Annotated in this window: 20 protein-coding genes and 1 riboswitch; of the genes, 10 read left to right on the forward strand and 10 right to left on the reverse strand. The window is 70.0% G+C overall.

What is annotated here, in order from left to right:
• Positions 1–71: 71 nt before the first annotated feature.
• The gene (gene thiD, locus L3Q65_RS32200; RefSeq protein WP_237597424.1) at positions 72–905 is read left to right on the forward strand and encodes a bifunctional hydroxymethylpyrimidine kinase/phosphomethylpyrimidine kinase; all 834 of its coding nucleotides are present in this window, start codon (positions 72–74) and stop codon (positions 903–905) included.
• On the opposite strand, the gene L3Q65_RS32205 is transcribed toward thiD, so the two are convergent.
• Together L3Q65_RS32205 and L3Q65_RS32210 are read right to left on the reverse strand one after the other, a co-directional pair.
• Positions 902–1,333 (reverse strand): MarR family winged helix-turn-helix transcriptional regulator, encoded by a 432-nt coding sequence (locus L3Q65_RS32205; protein WP_037718524.1) that lies wholly within the window; start codon positions 1,331–1,333, stop codon positions 902–904. The two genes, thiD and L3Q65_RS32205, sit on opposite strands and share 4 nt — an antisense overlap.
• 143 nt (positions 1,334–1,476) lie before the next feature.
• Entirely contained in the window at positions 1,477–2,100 is a 624-nt protein-coding gene (locus tag L3Q65_RS32210; protein ID WP_237597425.1) for a TetR/AcrR family transcriptional regulator, read from the reverse strand.
• Positions 2,101–2,157: 57 nt separating this feature from the next.
• On the opposite strand from L3Q65_RS32210, the gene L3Q65_RS32215 reads away from it, so the two are divergent.
• The gene (locus L3Q65_RS32215; protein ID WP_237597426.1) at positions 2,158–3,102 is read left to right on the forward strand and encodes an NAD(P)-dependent alcohol dehydrogenase; all 945 of its coding nucleotides are present in this window, start codon (positions 2,158–2,160) and stop codon (positions 3,100–3,102) included.
• Positions 3,103–3,145: 43 nt separating this feature from the next.
• On the opposite strand, the gene L3Q65_RS32220 is transcribed toward L3Q65_RS32215, so the two are convergent.
• The 3 genes from L3Q65_RS32220 to thiO all read right to left on the reverse strand — a co-directional run bounded on the left by L3Q65_RS32220 (position 3,146) and on the right by thiO (position 5,186).
• Entirely contained in the window at positions 3,146–3,898 is a 753-nt protein-coding gene (locus L3Q65_RS32220) for a thiazole synthase (protein ID WP_037807946.1), read from the reverse strand.
• A gap of 2 nt (positions 3,899–3,900) precedes the next feature.
• A complete protein-coding gene (gene thiS / locus L3Q65_RS32225) occupies positions 3,901–4,101 on the reverse strand; it encodes a sulfur carrier protein ThiS (protein WP_182896453.1) in 201 nt (66 codons plus the stop codon).
• A complete protein-coding gene (gene thiO / locus L3Q65_RS32230; protein ID WP_237597427.1) occupies positions 4,101–5,186 on the reverse strand; it encodes a glycine oxidase ThiO in 1,086 nt (361 codons plus the stop codon). Before thiO ends, thiS begins: the two co-directional genes overlap by 1 nt.
• A riboswitch (TPP riboswitch) is annotated at positions 5,183–5,288 on the reverse strand. It overlaps the preceding gene by 4 nt.
• A 30-nt stretch (positions 5,289–5,318) precedes the next feature.
• Here thiO and thiE point away from each other — a divergent pair.
• Positions 5,319–5,984 carry a thiamine phosphate synthase gene (gene thiE / locus L3Q65_RS32235; protein ID WP_182896451.1) on the forward strand — a complete coding sequence of 222 codons (666 nt, stop codon included), beginning with the start codon at positions 5,319–5,321 and terminating at the stop codon, positions 5,982–5,984.
• Positions 5,985–6,008: 24 nt separating this feature from the next.
• Here thiE and L3Q65_RS32240 read toward each other — a convergent pair whose 3' ends face one another.
• Positions 6,009–6,788 carry a hypothetical protein gene (locus L3Q65_RS32240; RefSeq protein WP_237597428.1) on the reverse strand — a complete coding sequence of 260 codons (780 nt, stop codon included), beginning with the start codon at positions 6,786–6,788 and terminating at the stop codon, positions 6,009–6,011.
• Positions 6,789–6,943: 155 nt separating this feature from the next.
• On the opposite strand from L3Q65_RS32240, the gene L3Q65_RS32245 reads away from it, so the two are divergent.
• Positions 6,944–7,888: a threonine/serine dehydratase gene (locus tag L3Q65_RS32245; RefSeq protein ID WP_237597429.1), complete on the forward strand. Its 945-nt coding sequence runs from the start codon at positions 6,944–6,946 to the stop codon at positions 7,886–7,888.
• Positions 7,889–7,988: 100 nt separating this feature from the next.
• Here the strand turns inward: L3Q65_RS32245 and L3Q65_RS32250 are convergent, their stop codons facing one another.
• Positions 7,989–8,657, reverse strand: a complete 669-nt coding sequence (locus tag L3Q65_RS32250; RefSeq protein WP_237597430.1) for an SDR family NAD(P)-dependent oxidoreductase — start codon at positions 8,655–8,657, stop codon at positions 7,989–7,991.
• Between the two features lie 87 nt (positions 8,658–8,744).
• Here L3Q65_RS32250 and L3Q65_RS32255 point away from each other — a divergent pair, with 87 nt between their 5' ends.
• Positions 8,745–9,179, forward strand: coding sequence for a MarR family winged helix-turn-helix transcriptional regulator (locus L3Q65_RS32255; protein ID WP_182896447.1), 435 nt, complete (start codon positions 8,745–8,747; stop codon positions 9,177–9,179).
• Positions 9,180–9,183: 4 nt separating this feature from the next.
• Here the strand turns inward: L3Q65_RS32255 and L3Q65_RS32260 are convergent, their stop codons facing one another.
• Together L3Q65_RS32260 and L3Q65_RS32265 are read right to left on the reverse strand one after the other, a co-directional pair.
• A complete protein-coding gene (locus L3Q65_RS32260) occupies positions 9,184–10,599 on the reverse strand; it encodes an MFS transporter (RefSeq protein ID WP_370648231.1) in 1,416 nt (471 codons plus the stop codon).
• 88 nt (positions 10,600–10,687) lie between these two features.
• Positions 10,688–11,437: a GntR family transcriptional regulator gene (locus L3Q65_RS32265; protein ID WP_009084055.1), complete on the reverse strand. Its 750-nt coding sequence runs from the start codon at positions 11,435–11,437 to the stop codon at positions 10,688–10,690.
• A 155-nt stretch (positions 11,438–11,592) separates the two neighbouring features.
• On the opposite strand from L3Q65_RS32265, the gene L3Q65_RS32270 reads away from it, so the two are divergent.
• Positions 11,593–12,636: an SIS domain-containing protein gene (locus L3Q65_RS32270; protein WP_182896445.1), complete on the forward strand. Its 1,044-nt coding sequence runs from the start codon at positions 11,593–11,595 to the stop codon at positions 12,634–12,636.
• Positions 12,633–13,595: an N-acetylglucosamine kinase gene (locus L3Q65_RS32275; protein ID WP_182896444.1), complete on the forward strand. Its 963-nt coding sequence runs from the start codon at positions 12,633–12,635 to the stop codon at positions 13,593–13,595. Before L3Q65_RS32270 ends, L3Q65_RS32275 begins: the two co-directional genes overlap by 4 nt.
• 90 nt (positions 13,596–13,685) lie before the next feature.
• Here the strand turns inward: L3Q65_RS32275 and L3Q65_RS32280 are convergent, their stop codons facing one another.
• On the reverse strand, positions 13,686–14,369 hold the full coding sequence (locus L3Q65_RS32280; RefSeq protein ID WP_182896443.1) for a DUF3159 domain-containing protein: 684 nt from the start codon (positions 14,367–14,369) through the stop codon (positions 13,686–13,688).
• A 276-nt stretch (positions 14,370–14,645) separates the two neighbouring features.
• Here L3Q65_RS32280 and L3Q65_RS32285 point away from each other — a divergent pair, with 276 nt between their 5' ends.
• The 3 genes from L3Q65_RS32285 to L3Q65_RS32295 all read left to right on the forward strand — a co-directional run bounded on the left by L3Q65_RS32285 (position 14,646) and on the right by L3Q65_RS32295 (position 16,799).
• A complete protein-coding gene (locus L3Q65_RS32285; protein ID WP_237600968.1) occupies positions 14,646–15,485 on the forward strand; it encodes an SGNH/GDSL hydrolase family protein in 840 nt (279 codons plus the stop codon).
• A gap of 156 nt (positions 15,486–15,641) precedes the next feature.
• Positions 15,642–16,343, forward strand: a complete 702-nt coding sequence (locus L3Q65_RS32290) for an OmpA family protein (protein ID WP_237600969.1) — start codon at positions 15,642–15,644, stop codon at positions 16,341–16,343.
• A 6-nt stretch (positions 16,344–16,349) separates the two neighbouring features.
• Positions 16,350–16,799 (forward strand): LapA family protein, encoded by a 450-nt coding sequence (locus tag L3Q65_RS32295; protein WP_182896441.1) that lies wholly within the window; start codon positions 16,350–16,352, stop codon positions 16,797–16,799.
• Positions 16,800–16,832: the final 33 nt, after the last annotated feature.

Below are 16,832 nucleotides of genomic sequence, written 5' to 3' on the forward strand. Positions count from 1 at the left end.
GTGCCATCGTGGTGGACTGTGAATGAAGCACAGTTGCCTCAATGGACCAGACCAGAAGTCGGAACGCGCACATGACTGAGAACCCGAGCCCGCCCTCCGCGCTCACCATCGCCGGATCGGATTCCGGCGGGGCCGCCGGACTGCAGGCGGACCTGCGGACCTTCCTCACCTGCGGGGTGCACGGCCTGGTCGCGGTCACCGCGGTCACCGTCCAGAACACGCTCGGCGTGCACGACCGCGCCGACCTGCCGCCGCACATCGTCGCCGGGCAGATCGAGGCGGTCGCGGCGGACATGGGCGTCGGCGCGGCGAAAACCGGCATGCTCGCGTCCGCGGAGATCATCCTCGCGGTCGCGGCGGCCTGCGACAAGGCCGGGATCGGCCGCGACGGCGCGATCCCGTTCGTGGTCGACCCGGTGGCCGCGGCGATGACCGGACAGTCGCTGTTCGACGACGACGGCCTCGCCGCACTGCGCGACGAACTCCTGCCGCGCGCCACCGTCCTCACCCCGAATCTGGACGAGGTGCGCCTGCTCACCGGCATGACGGTGACCGACCGCGAAGGCATGCACACCGCGGCCGTCGTGCTGCACCAGCTAGGCCCGAAGTACGTGCTGGTGAAGAGCGGCCACCTGCAGTCCGACCCGGAATGCGTCGACCTGCTCTTCGACGGTTCGACCTTCGTGGAACTGCCCGGCCCGCGCTGGCAGACGCCGCACACGCACGGGGCTGGCGACACCATGGCGTCCGCGCTGACCGCTGGACTGGCCAAGGGCATGCCCGTGGTCGAAGCGGCGCGCTACGGCAAATGGTTCGTCTCGCAGGCCGTTGAACACTCCTACCCCATGGGCGCGAAAGTCGGCCCCGTGTCGGCGTTCTGGCGGCTCGCCCCGGAAGAGCGTTAGCCCTCGTCGGAGATCAGGGCTTCCAGCGCGGGCAGCGCGGCGATGATCGACTCGCGGGCCTCGGGCGTGAGGCGGTCGAGGCGGCGGTTGAGTTCCTGCACTCGGGTGGAGCGCACGCCGGAGACGAGGCGTTCGCCTTCCTCGGTGGCGCGGGCGAGCCAGGCGCGGCGGTCGACCGGGTCGGACTCGCGGGTGACGTAACCAGCCTCCACCAGCGTGGCCACGATCCGCGACATCGTGGCCGCCGCGACGCCTTCCTTCGCGGCGAGGTCGCCGAGGCGAAGTTCGCCGAAGTGGACGAGCGTGGCCAGCGCGGAGATCGACCCGTGTCCAGGCCCGGGCGCGCCCGCCTGGCGCAGCGAGCGGGAAAGCCGCCCCACCGCTAGATACAACCGGCCCGTTACGTCCTGGACCGAGGAAAGAGTCACGATCGGCTCCTTCTGACGCTGGTGCCCGCCGCTGGGTGCGCCGGAAAGGGTGCCGTCAACCATACGGCGTACCCGTGCTCAATCCGTGTCAAGCGCGGGCGAAATCACCATTACCCGACTATTTGTGCAGCTTGGCCGCCCATTCAGAGCACAGACACGTCGAGCGGAAGCTCCGCGGGCGGCGGCAGCGGCGCGGCGGCCTCCGCCCGGAACGACTGCAGCAGGTAGCCCGCGAGCCGACGCGACGCCGCCGGTGCCGCGGCTCCCGCGCCCGACCGCAGCCCGCCGTTCGCCAGCAAGATCAAGGACAGGTCGGAAACCGCGAAGTCGGCCCGCAGCGCACCGGCATCTTGCGCCCTGCGGATCAACTCGGTGAACGCCCGCAACGCCTGGTCCCGCAACTCCGCGAACCGCACCTGCTCCGGCAGCGCGGTCACGATCGCCGCGGAGAACCCGTGGTTGCGCGCCTGCATCGCGCACACTTCCTCGATCACCCGGCAGAACCCGCGCCACGGATCGGGGTCGGCGAGCGCCTCGTCGAGCATCCCCGCGCATTCGGCCATCGGCTCGGCGAAGGCATCGGCGACCAGGTCGGCCTTGGTCGGGAAATGTCGGTACACCGTGGCCACGCCGAGGCCCGCGCGGCGCGCCAGCTCGCTCATCGACACGTCCAGGCCTTCGGTCTCGAACGTGCGCTTCGCGACGTCGAGAATCTGCGCGCGATTGTGGGCGGCGTCGGTGCGCAACCGAGTCGGTTTTTCCGGCACTCTCTCACTTTACGCGAATCGGAAGACCCTTTCCACTTTCCGTGCTAGAAGTGGAACATGCCTTCCACTTCGATGCGAGCCATCACCTACGACCGCTACGGACCGCCGGAAGTCCTGCGCGAGGCCACCGTCCCGAGACCAGTGCCCGGCCCTGGCGAAGTCCTCGTCCGGGTGCGCGCGCTGACGGTCAACGGCGGCGAACTCGCGATGCGGTCCGGAAAGCTGCTTCCGTTCAGCGGCAAGCGTATCCCCAAACGGATCGGCGTGGACCTGGTCGGAGAGGTGGTCGAACCGGGCACGAGCCGGTTCTCCGCCGGCAACCTCGTCTGGGGCGGCGGGCGGCGGATGGGCACTGCCGCGGAGTACTACGTGATGGCCGCGGATCAGCTGGACCACGTGCCTGCCGGGCTCGATCCCGTGCAGGCCGCATCGCTGCCGGTGGGCACCACCGCGATTACCGCGCTGCGCGACAAAGCCCATCTGAAACCCGGCGAACGCCTGCTGATCCGCGGCGCGACGGGCGGGGTCGGTTTTGTGGCGACGCAGCTCGGCAAAGCGATGGGCGCACACGTGACCGGGCTGACGAGCGCCAAGAACCTAGAGCTGGCAAGAGAACTCGGCGCGGACGTGGCACTCGACTACCGCGCTCCGGGCAGCCTCGGGAAGTTCGACGTCATCCTCGACACGGTCGGCCGGGACCTCGACACCTTCCGGCGACTACTGACTCCGCGCGGAAGGATGGTCGCGATCGCGTTCGACCTCGACCATCCGGTCCGCGCGCTCGGTTATGTGGCGGCGAATTCGCTGCGTCCCCACCGCTGGGTGCGCGGTTTCAGCGGGAACCCGAAGGCGGACCAGCTCGCTGACCTGAGCCGGTGGGTCGATGCCGGGTTGGTGCGACCGTTGGTGGATCAGGTGTTTCCGTTGGCGGATATCGCCGACGCACACCGCGCGCTGGAAAGCGGCGGTGTGCGCGGCAAGGTGGTGGTAGAGGTCTCGTGAGTGTTTATGCCGGTTAGAACCGGCATAAACACTCACGAGCACGTCAGCGAGGCGGACTGGACGCCTGCGCCCAAAACCGCTGCGGCACCCGCCCAGCGCCCCGCGCCAAGTACCCGGCCTCGACCGCGCTCCGCATCGCCAGCGCCATCCGTTCCGGATCCGCCGCCCGGGTCACCGCGGTCGACAACAGCACCGCAGAGCAGCCGAGTTCCATCGCCAGCGTGGCGTCCGACGCCGTACCGATTCCCGCGTCCAGCACGATCGGCACCGAGGCGCGCGAGACGATCAGCTCGATGTTGTGCGGATTCCGGATCCCCAGCCCGGTACCGATCGGGGCGCCGAGCGGCATCACCGCGGCACAGCCCGCCTCCTCAAGGCGGAGGGCGAGCACCGGGTCGTCGTTGGTATAGGCGAACACCGTGAATCCGTCCGCCACCAGGCGTTCGGCTGCTTCGAGGGTTTCCAGCGGGTCGGGCAGCAGGGTGCGGTCGTCGGCGTGCACCTCAAGTTTGATCAGGTTCGTTTCCAGCGCCTCGCGGGCCAGCTGGGCGGTGAGCACGGCCTCGGCCGCCGTCCGGCAGCCCGCGGTGTTGGGCAGCAGCTCGATGTCCAAGCGCCGCAACAACTCCAGTACCCCGGAGCCGCCCTCGGCGTCGGCGCGGCGCATCGCCACGGTGGTGAGCTGGGTGCCCGACGCGACCAGCGCTCGTTCCAGCACTTCGAGATTCGCCGCGCCACCGGTGCCGATGATCAATCGCGACGACAGCTTGTGTTCGCCGATGATCAGGTCGTCCATGCTCAACCTCCTTGAACCGCGGTCAGCACTTCGAGGCTCGCGCCCTTCGGCACGACCGCTTCTTCCCATTCGCCACGCCGCACGACCTCGCCGTTGACCGCGACGGCCACGCCCCGGCGTTCCGCTCCCAGCGCGTCGAGGACCGCGGAAACGGTGCTGTCGTCGGGGAATTCCCGCCATTCGCCGTTGACCTTGATCTCCATCAGACTCGCTCCTTCTCGAGACGGGCGGGCGTCGCCGCAGCGACCTCCGGCGGCGGGGCTTCGCCGGCCAGCCACGCGACCACAGCGTCCGCAGTCGCGGGCGCCATCAGCAAACCGTTGCGGTGATGTCCTGTCGCCGCGTACACGCCTTCGCTCACTTCGCCGATGTACGGCAAAGCGTCGCGGCTCGCGGCACGCAGTCCGGCGGCGAGTTCCACCAGCTCGTACTCCGTGATGCCGGGCAGAATACGTTCCGCGCCTTCCAGCAGCTCGCGTACGCCGCGCGCGGTGACAGCCTGATCGAAACCGGCTTCGTACTGCGTCGCGCCAAGGACCAGTTCGCCGTCTTCTCGCGGTACCAGATAGATCGGCCGTCCTTCGACCATCGCGCGCACCGTGTACGGCGGAGGCGGCAGACAGCCACGACGCGGACGCAGTCGCAGAATCTCGCCCTTCAGGGGGCGTACGGCGTGCTCCAGCAACGGATGCAGCTGCCCGGTCCACGCACCTGCGGCGAGGATCACCGGACCAGACACTTCGGAGAGGCTCTCGAGCCGCTCGCGGCGGAACTCGACCCCACGCTTCGTAGCCGCTTCGCTCAGCGCGGTAAGCAGTTTCCGGTTGTCCACGGCTAAATCGCCCGGCACATGAAGGCCGCTGCGCACCGAGCCGAGTCCTGGCGCGAGCCGCTTCGCCTCGCGCCCGGTGAGCGTCTCGACGTCGCGGCCGAGCGAGCGCAGGTACCCGACGAGGATGTCGAGGTGCCCGGCGTCGGCGCTGTCGAAGCCGACGACGATCGTGCCGTGCTCGGCCAGCCCGGGATCGGTCCCTTCGGCGACTAGCTCCCGCGCGAAGCTGGGCCAGCGTCGCAGCGACGCCTCCCCCAGGCTGAGCACGGCTTCCTCGCCCGGCCACGCCTCGGTGACCGGCGCGAGCATCCCGCCGGCGAGCCAGGACGCCCCGCCGTGCACGGGATCCGGGTCGACGACCGTGACGCGCCATCCCCGGGCGGCCGCGCGCCAGGCAACGGACAGCCCGATGACGCCGCCGCCGACGACAGTGACGGTTGTGGTGCTGGTGTTCACAGTGGAATCACGCTCCCTGCGCCGGCATGACCCGGATCAGGTTCCACGGTCGGAGCGGCAGCTCCCTCTCAGCCCGTGCCTCGGGCTCCCGTGCGGACTCCCACACCGTAGCGCGCGGGTAACGTCACCGCCATGCCTGCCTTGACCGGAGACCAAATTCGCACCCGGCTAGCCGACGCGCGCCTGTACCTGTGCACCGACGCCCGCACCTCGCGAGGCGACCTCGCCGAGTTCGCCGACGCGGCCTTGGCCGGCGGCGTGGACATCGTCCAGCTACGCGACAAGACCGGCGGCGCTCCCCTGGAAGCGAAGCAGGAAATCGCCGCGCTAGAGGTCCTGGCAGAGGCCTGCGCCCGCCACGGAGCGTTGCTCTCGGTAAACGACCGAGCAGATGTGGCGCTAGCCGTAGGCGCTGACGTCCTGCATCTGGGCCAAGACGACATCCCGGTTTCGCTGGCCCGCCGGGTCCTGGGCGACGACGTCGTGATCGGCCGATCCACCCATTCGGAGGAGCAGGCCAGCGCAGCCGCCACCGAGGCTGGCGTGAACTACTTCTGCACCGGCCCCTGCTGGCCCACTCCGACCAAGCCGGGCAGGTTCGCACCTGGGTTGGAGTTGGTTCGGGCCACTGCGGCAAGTGGCACGCAGCGCCCCTGGTTCGCCATCGGCGGCATCGACGAGACCCGGCTGCCCGAGGTACTGGACGCGGGCGCGACCCGCATCGTCGTTGTCCGGGCTATCACCGAGGCCGAAGACCCGAAAGCCGCCGCGCAGACCCTGCGAGCCCAGCTGCGGTAAAGCCCGCTGGCGCCAGGCGGCGGGCTACTCGTTCGCGTTCGAGGGGACCGCGGGAGCGGTAGGCGTCTGGCTGGTGCTGGGCGCCTGCGAACTAGTCGACGGCTTCGAGGACGAAGACGGAGGCTGAGTCTGCTGAGTCGCCTGCGAAGACGCCGGAGCACTAGGCACCGTGGTCGGCGATGACGTCGGATTACCCGACCGGGACTCCCCGCTCGGCGGCACCTGCGGCTGGGTGCTCGGCGTGTTGTCCGGGTGATCGTCCTGGTGCTGGCTCGTGTCCGGCTGCCGGGGAATCAACCCAGTGGACACATTCCCCTTAGTCGTCCAGTCCAGCCCCAGCAGCACAACCAACGCAACCACGAACGCCACCGCACTGGACGCGATGATCAACGGCCACCGCATCTTCCGAAGCTTCTCGCCCAGGCTGTCGGAAGCATCCGGCCCAGTAGGACGCAACCGAACCGTAGGCATGTTCGCCACATCAGCGTCGACATGCACCGTCGCCCCGTCCCCGGAAGCGGACTCCCGCACCGCCTCCACCGGCACCAGCGCGCCTCGGCTGCGCCGAGCAGCCGTCTCCATAGCCTTCCGGGCGGCATCGCGAGTGCGCTGCAAAGACCGCAGGTACAACTCGCCGCCGACGGTGCTGACCACACTGGCCACCCCGGCGCCGATGACTGTTCCCGCGACCCCCAGCGTCGAACCCAGCAACGCGGCGGTGACCGCCGCGAGCGCCGCGGCGAGCACCGAGGTCATGCGGAGTTTCTTCTTGTCCTCCGCGGTTTCCTTCTGCTCCTCGCTCATGATTCCGATCTGATCGTTTCCCAGCCGTTGTTCCCTGTTTCTTCAACGGTTAAGTCGCCTGAGGTGCTCCCTTCGTTGCCCCGGCGTGAGGGACGCCACGTTGACTGTCCACAATGGATAGACTAAAGCTCACACTTTCCTGACATACTCGTCTCATGCACCTCGTGACGATCTCCGACATCGAAACCGCGGCCGGACGGCTGAAGGGCACCGCGGTGCACACCCCGCTGCTGCGCCAGTTCTGGGTTCCCGGCGAATTCTGGGTGAAACCCGAGAGCCTGCAACCGATCGGCGCGTTCAAGATCCGCGGCGCGTACAACGCGATCGCCGCACTCAGCGACGCCGAACGGGAACGCGGCGTGGTCGCGTATTCGAGCGGCAACCACGCGCAAGCAGTCGCCTACGCCGCACGCGAATTCGGGATCACCGCGGTGATCGTGGTGCCGGACGTCACTCCGCGGCTGAAGGTCGAAGCCACCCGCCGCTGGGGCGCGGAAGTCCGCGAAGTGCCGATCGCGGAACGGGAATCGGCGGCACTCGCTCTCGCCGAAGAACGCGGCCTCACGCTGATCCCGCCGTTCGACCACCCGGACGTCATCGCCGGGCAGGGCACGGCCGGGCTGGAGATCGCCGAGGACCTCCCGGACGTCGAGACCGTGCTGGTCCCGGTCAGCGGCGGCGGATTCGCCTCCGGGGTCGGCACCGCGATCAAGGCGAAGTGCCCGAACGCGAAGGTCTACGGCGTCGAACCGGAACTCGCCGCCGACACCGCGGCCAGCCTCGCCGCGGGCGAGATCGTGAACTGGCCCATCACCGACCGCGCCCGCACCATCGCGGACGGGCTGCGCGCACAACCGTCCGAGCTCACGTTCGCGCACCTGCGGAAGGTCCTGGACGGCGTGATCACCGTGACCGAGGACGAAATCCGCGACACCGTCCGCGCGCTCGCGCACCAGGGCCGCCTGGTGACCGAACCCAGCGGGGCCACCGCACCGGCCGCCTACCTGCACCACGCCGACGAACTCCCCGGCGGACGCACCGTCGCGGTCGTTTCCGGGGGCAACATCGATCCGGCGATGCTGACGGAACTGCTCGCCTAGCCCGAGCGCCCCAATGCCGCATTGGGTGCATCTGACGCACCCAATGCGGCGTTCGGTGCGTTCAACGCACCCAAAGCGGCATTGGGGCGGTCAAGGCCAGTCACCAGTTGACGGTCTGCCCCTGCCGGTCCAGATAGTGCAGCCCGCCCTTGCCCGCCCAAGCCTCGATCGTGTCGGCGACTCCGGGGATGCTCTCGTCGATGGTCAGCCGCGCGCGAGGGCCGCCAAGGTCCGTCTTCACCCAGCCCGGCGCCATGAGCAGCAGGGTTCGCGGGTCGTCGGCATGCCGTGCCGCGAAGCTGCGCATGAGCTGGTTCAGCGCGGATTTACTCGCCCGGTAGACCTCGAAGCCGCCGTTCGTGTTGTCGGCGACGCTGCCTTGCCCCGACGACATCACGCCGATCGTGCCCGTCGCGGGGACCAAGTCTTGCAGAGCCTCGACGACGCGCATCGGGCTCAGCGCGTTGGTCACCATGACCTGGACGAAGTCGTCGGTGGACACGTCGGCGAAGGTCGCCGAGGGGTCGGTCGTGTAGTTGGTTCCGGCGTTGACGAACAGCAGGTCGAACGCCGACCCGGCCAATCGCTCGCGCAGCGCCGCGACTTGTTCGGGCACCGCGATGTCGACGGTCTCCACCGTTACCCCGGCCAGCCCGTGCAGTGCTGACGATGTGCGTTCGGTCGCGGTGACCTGCCAGCCGCGGCCGAGGAACTCAGCGGCAAGCGCGTAGCCCAGCCCCCGCGACGCCCCGATGATCAACGCCTTCATACCAGCTCCTTAGCTATCAATTGATAGCTAACCTACGTCGCCGAGGAGATACCTGTCAAACGATAGGTATTCGGCTACGCTGGCCGGATGAAAGACGAACAACTCTTCGAGGTGGCCGACCTGATCCTCGCGGTGGCCCGGCACATCAATGCCGCCAAGGAAGCCAACGCCGAGTCGGGAACGCCGCTGGAAGGAGCGGTGATGCGGTTCGTCGACCGGCACCCCGGAACGACGGTCAACGCCGCGGCCGAGGCCACCCAGATGATCTCCAGCAACGTCAGCCGAGCCGTCCGGGGCCTGGAGAACAAGGGCCTGCTGCGCCGGGAAGCCGATCCCGAAGACGCCCGCCGAGTGCGTCTCTACCCCACGCCGAAAGCGGCGGAAAACCTGCAGAAGCTGCGTGACACCTGGTCCGCTCTGCTCGACGGGACTTTCACCGGCCCCGCCGAGATCGACGCCTTGATCAAGACGCTGCACGGCATCGAGGCCCGGCTGGTCGCCCAATCCCGCGACGCCCGCTGAACGATCAGCGGTGCCCGCCCGGATGGACGTGTGTGGGCGGCCCTTCCACCCCGCAATGCAAGCAATCCCCGGGATGCGGCGAATCGTCCGCTTCAACGGCGCCGAGCACGCCGTTGTGAATTCCTAACGCGATCAGCCCGCCGACGATCGCGAGCACCGCGCAGATCACCAACGCGGTCTGCCATCCGGCCGTCAGCGCGGTCGGATCGCGGTAAGCCGAACCCGTCAAACCCGCCGCGGCCGGCAACACCGCCACCGCCAGAAGTCCACCCGATCGGGCGATCGCATTGTTGACCCCGGACGCGACCCCGGCGTACCGGTCCGGCGCGGCGGCCAGCACCGTCGCGGTGACCGGAGCGACCACAGTGGCCAGTCCGAGCCCGAACACCACCACCGCGGGCAGCACCGACCCGAGGTACGACGACCCCGGCCCCACCCGCGTCAGCAGCAACATCCCGACGCCGACCACGATCGGCCCGACCACCAGTTGCAGCCGAGGCCCGATCCGCTGCGCGAGCGCACCCGACCGGCCAGACAGCAACAGCATGATCACCGTGATCGGCAATCCGGCGAGCCCGGCCAGCGTCGGCGAATAGCCCAGCGACACCTGAAGCTGCAGAACCAGCAACATCATCACGCCGCCGAGCGCCGCGTAGACCACGAACGTCAGCGCGTTCGACAGCGTGAACGTCCGGTCGCGGAACAACGAAGGCGGCACCAGCGGTTCGGCAGCCCGGTGCTGGAGCCAGAGAAACAGCCCCAGCCCGGCGACCCCGACCACCAGCGCGACCAGCACGATCGGATCGCCGATCCCGCGCACCGGAGCCTCGACCAGCGCGCCGGTCACCCCGGCCAGGCCGAGCGCGCCGACCGCCGCGGCGACGTAGTCCGGATGCCCGGTCGCCGAGGTATCGCGCGATTCGGGCACGAACCGGCGCGCCATCAGCACGACGATCACCGCGAGCGGCAGGTTGATCAGGAACGCCAGCCGCCACGACCACGCCTGTACGAGCAGTCCGCCGAGCAGCGGGCCGACCGCCGCGGCGATCCCGCCGAGGCCGGACCACGAGCCGATCGCGCGGGCCCGGTCGTCGTGCGAGAACGACGACTGCAGGATCGCCAGCGAACCCGGCGTCAGCAACGCCCCGCCGATTCCCTGGAGCACGCGGAACAGCACGAGCAACTCGGTCGACGTCGCCGCCGCGCACAGCCCGGACGCGAGCCCGAACCACACGACGCCGACCAGGTACACCCGTCGCCTGCCGTAGCGGTCGCCGAGCGACCCGGCGACCAGGATCAGCGCGGCCAGCGCCAGCAGGTAGCCGTCGAGAATCCACTGCAGACCGGCGACCGACGCGCCCAGCTCCTCGCCGATCCGGGGCAGCGCGACGTTCACGATCGTGCCGTCGAGCATCGCCATCCCCGAACCGAGGATGGTCGTCCAGAGCACGCCGCGAGCCGCGGGCGTGCCCCAGCGGATGCCGGTCTCCCCCGCGATGCTCACGCGGTCAGGGCAGCAGCGTGGTGACGAACTTGTACCGGTCGCCGCGATAGACCGCGCGGGCGAACTCGACCGGCTTGCCGTCGGTGGCGAACGAATGCCGGGTCAGCATCATCACCGGCATGCCGACGTCCGCGCCGAGGATTTCCGCTTCCTGCGGCCCGGCAAGCGACGTCTCGATCGTCTCCTCCGCGCGCTCCAGCTCGACGCCGTAATGCTCGCGCAGCACCGCATACAGCGAACCGCCCGCGGTGATGTGCTTGCGCAGCCCGCGGAACCGGCCGAGCGGCAGGTGCGTGGTCTCGAGCGCCATCGGCTGGCCGTCGGCGAGCCGGAGCCGGCGCAGCCGCAGGATCTTCGCGCCGTTGCGCAACTGCAGCAGCTTGGTCATCTCGCCTTCGACCGGAAGCTCTTCGAGTTCCAGTAACTGGGACGAGGGCTTCAGGCCCTGCTTGCGCATGTCCTCGGTATAAGAGGACAGCTGCAGCCGCTGCGCGAGCTTCGGCTCGGCGGCGAAGGTGCCCTTGCCCTGGACGCGGTGCAGTCTGCCCTCGGCGGTGAGATCCGCCAGCGCTTGGCGCACGGTGGTGCGCGAAACGGTGAATTCTCCCGCCAGCGCCCGCTCGGTCGGGATCGGCGATCCCGGCGGCAGTGCGTCGAGCAGGTCCAGCAGATGCTGCTTCAGCGCCCAGTACTTGGGTTCGCGCTGCCCTCGCGCAGCAGTCCCCGCCTCGCTCGCGGGGGGTGTCTCCAGCATGCCCGGCTCCCTCAGTCTTCCCACATTAAACGCGCCACTGCCCCGTGAGGAAACGTACCCTTCTCCCGACCCGCTCCGCCCGGCTAGCATTGGTCTAGACCTGACCGGACGCCGCGCAGCACACCGGGACACCCGTCCCGGCGGAGAGGAAAGTGATGACCCAACTACGTCCCGGCGAGCACATGGCCGCGGAAATCTCGGAGCAGCCCAGCGTTCTCGCCGGGCTGGTCGAGCGGCGGTCCGGCATCGCTGAAGTCGCGGAAAAGATTTCACAGAACCCGCCGCGGTTCGCCCTGCTCGCCGCTCGCGGTTCGAGCGACCACGGCGCGCTGTACGCGAAATACCTGATCGAGGTACTCCTCGGCCTGCCGGCCGGCCTCGTGTCGCCGTCCACCGCGACGCTCTACGGCGCCCGTCCGGACCTGCGCGACGTGCTCTTCATCACCGTCAGCCAGAGCGGCGGTTCGCCGGACTTGATCGAGGTCACCGAGGCCGCCCGCCGGCAGGGCGCGCTGACCGTGTCGGTCACCAACACCCCGGACTCGCCGCTGCGCGCGGCTTCGGAGCTGGGCGTGGACATCGGCGCCGGGGTCGAGAAGGCGGTCGCGGCGACCAAGACCTACTCGGCGACACTGATGGCGCTGTACCTCTTCATCGACGCGATCCGCGGCGGCAAGGGAGAGGACGCCGAGAAGATCGGCGAACTGGCCCAGCAGACCCTCGACGGCTCCGTCGAAGGCGTGCAGCGCGCCGTGGACCGTTATCGCTTTGTCGACCGCGTTCTCACCACCGGCCGCGGCTACTCCTATGCCAGCGCGCTCGAAGCGTCGCTGAAGCTGGCCGAGACGAGCTACCTCGCGGCGCGCGCGTACAGCGGCGCGGACCTGCTGCACGGTCCGGTCGCGGCGGTCGACGGCGAGACCGCCGTGCTCGCCGCCACCAGCCTCGGCCGCGGCGGCGAGGCCATGCGCGAGGTCCTCGAAGCGGTCGGCGAGCGCGGCGCGGACGTGCTCGCGGTCGGGTCGGCGGCGAACGACGTGCCCGCCGCACTGCGCATCCCAGTCGCCCCGACCGTCGAGGAATTGGCTCCAGTGCTGGAAATCCTGCCGATCCAGCGGATCGCGCTCGGGCTGTCGCTCGCGCGCGGCGGCAACCCGGACAACCCGCGCGGGCTGCTGAAGGTGACCAAGACCCGGTGAGCCTCGTAGTAGGCGTGGACGCCGGCGGCACCTCGACGCGAGCGATCGCGATCGACGCCGCCGGCGTCGTGCGCGGCACCGGAGCCGCGGAAGGCGCGAATCCGAACTCGCATCCGCCCGCGGTGGCGGCGGCCCGGATCGCCGGGGCCATCGAGTCCGCAGTGGACGGACACACTGACGTGCTCGGCGCCGTGGTCGGCATGGCGGGCGAGAGCAAGCTGTCCGATCCGGCGGTCGCCGCGGAGTTCACCGCGGCATGGGAGCGAATCGGTCTCGCGGGCCGGGTCCGCGTTACCGGCGACGCCGAGGTGGCCTACGCGTCCGCGACGGCCGAACCGGACGGCACCGTGCTCGTCGCGGGCACCGGCTCGATCGCCGGGCGCATCCGCGGCCGGCGGATGGTCGCGACCGCGGGCGGACACGGCTGGCTGCTGGGCGACGAGGGCTCGGGCTTCTGGCTCGGCCGCGAAGCCGTGCGCGCCACGCTCGCCGCGCTCGAAGGCGACGGCCCGCTCGACGGACTGGCCGAGGCGGTCCTCGCCGAAGCGTTCGGACCGTCCGCAGTGGACCTGTCCGATCGCTTCGCGGTCATGTGGGCACTGGTGACCCATGCCAATGCGGAACCGCCGGTCCGACTCGCTCGGTACGCGCCGCTGGTGAGTGCCGCCGCTGCCGCCGGACAGCCCGGCGCGGAGGAGATCGTCGCGCGCGGCGCCCGGCATCTCGTGCGCATCGCGCACGCCACGCGCGAGCCGGGAGAAAAAACTCCGATCGTGCTCGTGGGCAGCGTACTGGCCGAAGACAGCCCGGCCGGGGCTCGCGTACGGGCCGAATTCGCCGGCCTCAACGTTCTGACCAGCTCCGATGGCGTGCTCGGCGCGGCATGGCTCGCGGCGGTGCAAGCGTGGGGCGAGGACACCCCGCGACCATCCCGACGGGTGAATGCCACCAAAACTTGAGCGGAAGAGTCGAAACCGTCGACTCAACCCCTCCGGTCCGGGTACCGTAGGAACCGGCCCCCGGACCCTCCCCCCTCGCCGGGGGCCGCCTTAACTTCCGGGTCCGGTTTCGGATCCGCCCGCACCCGGGTCCTTCGCCAGGCGAAGGCCCGGGTGTTCTGCTGGCAGGCTCCGGTAGAGGACCCAGCCGCTCACCGCCACGGTCGCGGCCACCAGCGGCCAGGAGAGCACCGTGCGCGCCACTCCGAGCGCCACCACCTGCCCGGTCCACCACAACAGGCCGTAAACGACCACTCGCAGCAAGTACTGCAGCACCCACACGCCGCTCGCCCACGAGTACGCGCGCAGCAAAGCCGGGTCGCGCCGCCAGCGGGTCTTCTGCCCGAGGAGCAGTCCCACGATCACGCCGAGCAACGGCCAGCGGACCGCGATGCTCGCCGCGAACAGCAGCGCGCTCGCCGCGTTCGAGAACAGTTGCAGCAGGAAGAAGTCCTCGGCGCGGCCGGTGTGCATCGCGATCAGCGCGGCGATCACCACCGCGGCGAGGCTCACCACCACCGCGCGCGCCTTGTCGCCGCGGATCAGCCGGTACGCGCCCAGCAGCACCGCGACGCCGATCGCGACGCCCGCTCCCCAGGCGATCGACCGGCCGGCGGCGAGCCAGCCGACGACGAACGCGGCGGGCGGGATGCTGGCGTCGATGGCGCCGCGCCGCCCGCCGAGGATCTGCGTGAGCGACTCCCGCGCGGGTCCCTTCGCAGTCTCGTCTGTCACAGTTCCAGCCTGCCGCAACTCCCGGCGGACCCCCAGGTCGGGAGACCTACCCCACATGGCGTCCGGTACGGGTCGGAACGTGAGGTTCGTCCCGGTGAAATTGCCGTAATAGGGAGGCGGAAACCCCCGACAAGGTAAGAGACTGTGACATCCCGCTGAACCAGTCGTGTCCGGCGGGAAGGATACGGGGACGTCCGAATGTTAGTTGGGGTGTACAACTACATCCGGGACTGCACAGGGGTACAGGCGCGCACCAGCGGGAAAGGGGAACCCAGCGTGTACGGGATCAACAGCTACGTAGCCATCGGGGACAGCTTCACCGAGGGCCTCAACGACCATCGGGGCGACGGGACGTTCCGGGGCTGGGCCGACCGGCTCGCCGAGATGCTGGCGGGCGACGAGCCCGGTTTCCAGTACGCGAACCTGTCGCTGCGCGGCAAAATGCTCGACGAGATCATGGACGAGCAGCTCCCGATCGCCCTGGAACTGAAACCCGACCTGGTCACGCTGTGCGCGGGCGGCAACGACGTGATCGTGCCGGGTGCGGATGTCGACGCCATCGCGGCGCGCTTCGAGGCGGGGGTGGCGAAGCTGCGCACGGCCGGGATCCCGGTGGTGATCTTCAACGGGCCGGACACCAAGACGCTGTCGGTGATGAGCGTGCTGCGCGGCAAGGTCGCGATCTACAACACGCATCTCTGGGCGATCGCGGCCCGGCACGGCGCGAAGATGGTCGACCTGTGGACGATGGAGCCGCTGCACGACCGTCGCGCCTGGAGCGACGACCGGCTGCACTTCACGCCGGACGCGCACCGCCGGATCGCGCTGCTCACCGCCGAGGTGCTCGGCGTCCCGGTCACCGAGGACTGGCGCGAGCCGTACCCGGCGAGCACCGAGCCGGCCACCTGGATCACCTCGCGGCGGTCCGACCTCGCGTGGACCAAGGTGCACCTGCTGCCGTGGATCCGCCGCCAGCTGCGCGGCGAGTCCATGGGCGACGGGCTGTCGCCGAAGCGCCCGGAACTGGCTCCGCTCGTCCCGCTCGTGCCGGACAACCCGGCGAGCATCGAACTCGACCTGCGGGGCGACGTGCGGGGCAACGCGACCGCCTCCTGAACGCCGTCCCTCGACAGTGCCGGCACCGGTGACCACCGGTGCCGGCACTGTCGCGAGAGCCACCCGAACGGCGGCCGTTACCAGGTCGCCAAGCCGACCGGCCCGGCATAGGGTCCCTTTATGTCCGGTGCACGAGGGTGGCTTCGCTTGATCCCCGTGGCAGTGGTGGTCACGGCCCTGCTCGCGGGCCTCGTGACTTGGCTGCAGGGCAGCGGAATCCAGGACGACCTCGCCGCGCGATCACGCTCCGCGCTCGACGCGGCGGGCCTGTCCGGCGGCGAAGTGAAGTTCTCCGGACGGCAGGCGACCCTCGAAGGGTTCCCGGCCGAAGAAGCCGGCCGCGCGCTGGGCATCGTGCAGGGCGTCGACGGGGTCGAGTCCGCGCAAGCTTCCGGCGGCGCCGGGCCGGTGCGACCCGCGCCGTCGCCCGAACCGTCGACGACGCCGCCGTCCAGTCCGCCGCCTTCGAGCCCGCCGCCGACTTCGTCCGCGCCGCCGACCGACCGCGACGGAATCCAGGCCGAACTGGACCGCAAGCTCGCGGCCGCGCCGATCACCTTCGAACCGGACACCGCGCAGCTCACCGACCAAGGCGAGCAGGCCGCGCGCGATCTCGCGCCGCTGCTGCGCGACGCCCCGGACAACTTCCGCTACCGCCTCGTCGGCCGGGTCGCCGACGGTCCGGGCGGGCGCAGCGCGGCACTGAAGCTTTCCCGCAACCGGGCGCTGACCGTGATCCGGTTGCTGATCCGCGAGGACGTGCCGCCGGACCGCTTGCTCGCGGTGGCCAGCGCGAGCGGCGCGGACAACGGGGGCGACAGCGACCGACGGGTCGAGATCACAGTGGAACAGAGGTGATGGCGGATGCTCTGGCTCTTCGGGCAGATCTGGCTGTGGCTGCTCGTCTCGTTCCTGCTCGGGGCGGCGGTCATGTGGCTGTTCACGCGGGCCGCCCGGCCTAAGGCCGAGGCCGAGCCGTACCGGCCCGCGGCGGCTTCGGCTCCGGCTCCGGTGGAGGAACCGGCCGAGGAGACCCGGCACATCCCGCAGGCGAACCCGTACGAGGACTACGAGGAACCGGCGTACCCGCACTACGAGGACCAGCCGGAGCGCGTCTACAACGACTATCCGGACGTCGATCCGGACGAGCCGTACAACGGGCAGCACGCGCCGCACGACGCGGCAGGGCATCCGCTGCCCGATCCCGAGCCGCGGCTGTCCGGCGAACTGAGCTGGCCCGAGGACGACCAGCGGAGTCCGCACTGGCCGCACGACGACGAACCCGCGCCCCGGCGACCTGGACGCAGTGGCTGACACCCACCTGGTAGATTCGGCTACGCACGGTAA

Source organism: Amycolatopsis sp. FU40 (assembly GCF_021903635.1).
In the GTDB taxonomy this organism is placed as follows: Bacteria; Actinomycetota; Actinomycetes; order Mycobacteriales; family Pseudonocardiaceae; genus Amycolatopsis; species Amycolatopsis dendrobii.

What these genes read in the sequence shown, in the direction of transcription:
- L3Q65_RS32270 (WP_182896445.1), top strand. Translation starts at nt 11,593, where the DNA reads ATGACCCAACTACGTCCCGGCGAGCACATGGCCGCGGAAATCTCGGAG.
- L3Q65_RS32215 (WP_237597426.1), top strand. Translation starts at nt 2,158, where the DNA reads ATGCCTTCCACTTCGATGCGAGCCATCACCTACGACCGCTACGGACCG.
- L3Q65_RS32265 (WP_009084055.1), bottom strand. Translation starts at nt 11,437, where the DNA reads ATGCTGGAGACACCCCCCGCGAGCGAGGCGGGGACTGCTGCGCGAGGG.
- thiD (WP_237597424.1), top strand. Translation starts at nt 72, where the DNA reads ATGACTGAGAACCCGAGCCCGCCCTCCGCGCTCACCATCGCCGGATCG.
- L3Q65_RS32255 (WP_182896447.1), top strand. Translation starts at nt 8,745, where the DNA reads ATGAAAGACGAACAACTCTTCGAGGTGGCCGACCTGATCCTCGCGGTG.
- thiS (WP_182896453.1), bottom strand. Translation starts at nt 4,101, where the DNA reads ATGGAGATCAAGGTCAACGGCGAATGGCGGGAATTCCCCGACGACAGC.
- L3Q65_RS32240 (WP_237597428.1), bottom strand. Translation starts at nt 6,788, where the DNA reads ATGAGCGAGGAGCAGAAGGAAACCGCGGAGGACAAGAAGAAACTCCGC.
- L3Q65_RS32295 (WP_182896441.1), top strand. Translation starts at nt 16,350, where the DNA reads ATGCTCTGGCTCTTCGGGCAGATCTGGCTGTGGCTGCTCGTCTCGTTC.
- L3Q65_RS32220 (WP_037807946.1), bottom strand. Translation starts at nt 3,898, where the DNA reads ATGGACGACCTGATCATCGGCGAACACAAGCTGTCGTCGCGATTGATC.
- L3Q65_RS32250 (WP_237597430.1), bottom strand. Translation starts at nt 8,657, where the DNA reads ATGAAGGCGTTGATCATCGGGGCGTCGCGGGGGCTGGGCTACGCGCTT.
- thiE (WP_182896451.1), top strand. Translation starts at nt 5,319, where the DNA reads ATGCCTGCCTTGACCGGAGACCAAATTCGCACCCGGCTAGCCGACGCG.
- L3Q65_RS32260 (WP_370648231.1), bottom strand. Translation starts at nt 10,599, where the DNA reads ATGGCGATGCTCGACGGCACGATCGTGAACGTCGCGCTGCCCCGGATC.
- L3Q65_RS32245 (WP_237597429.1), top strand. Translation starts at nt 6,944, where the DNA reads ATGCACCTCGTGACGATCTCCGACATCGAAACCGCGGCCGGACGGCTG.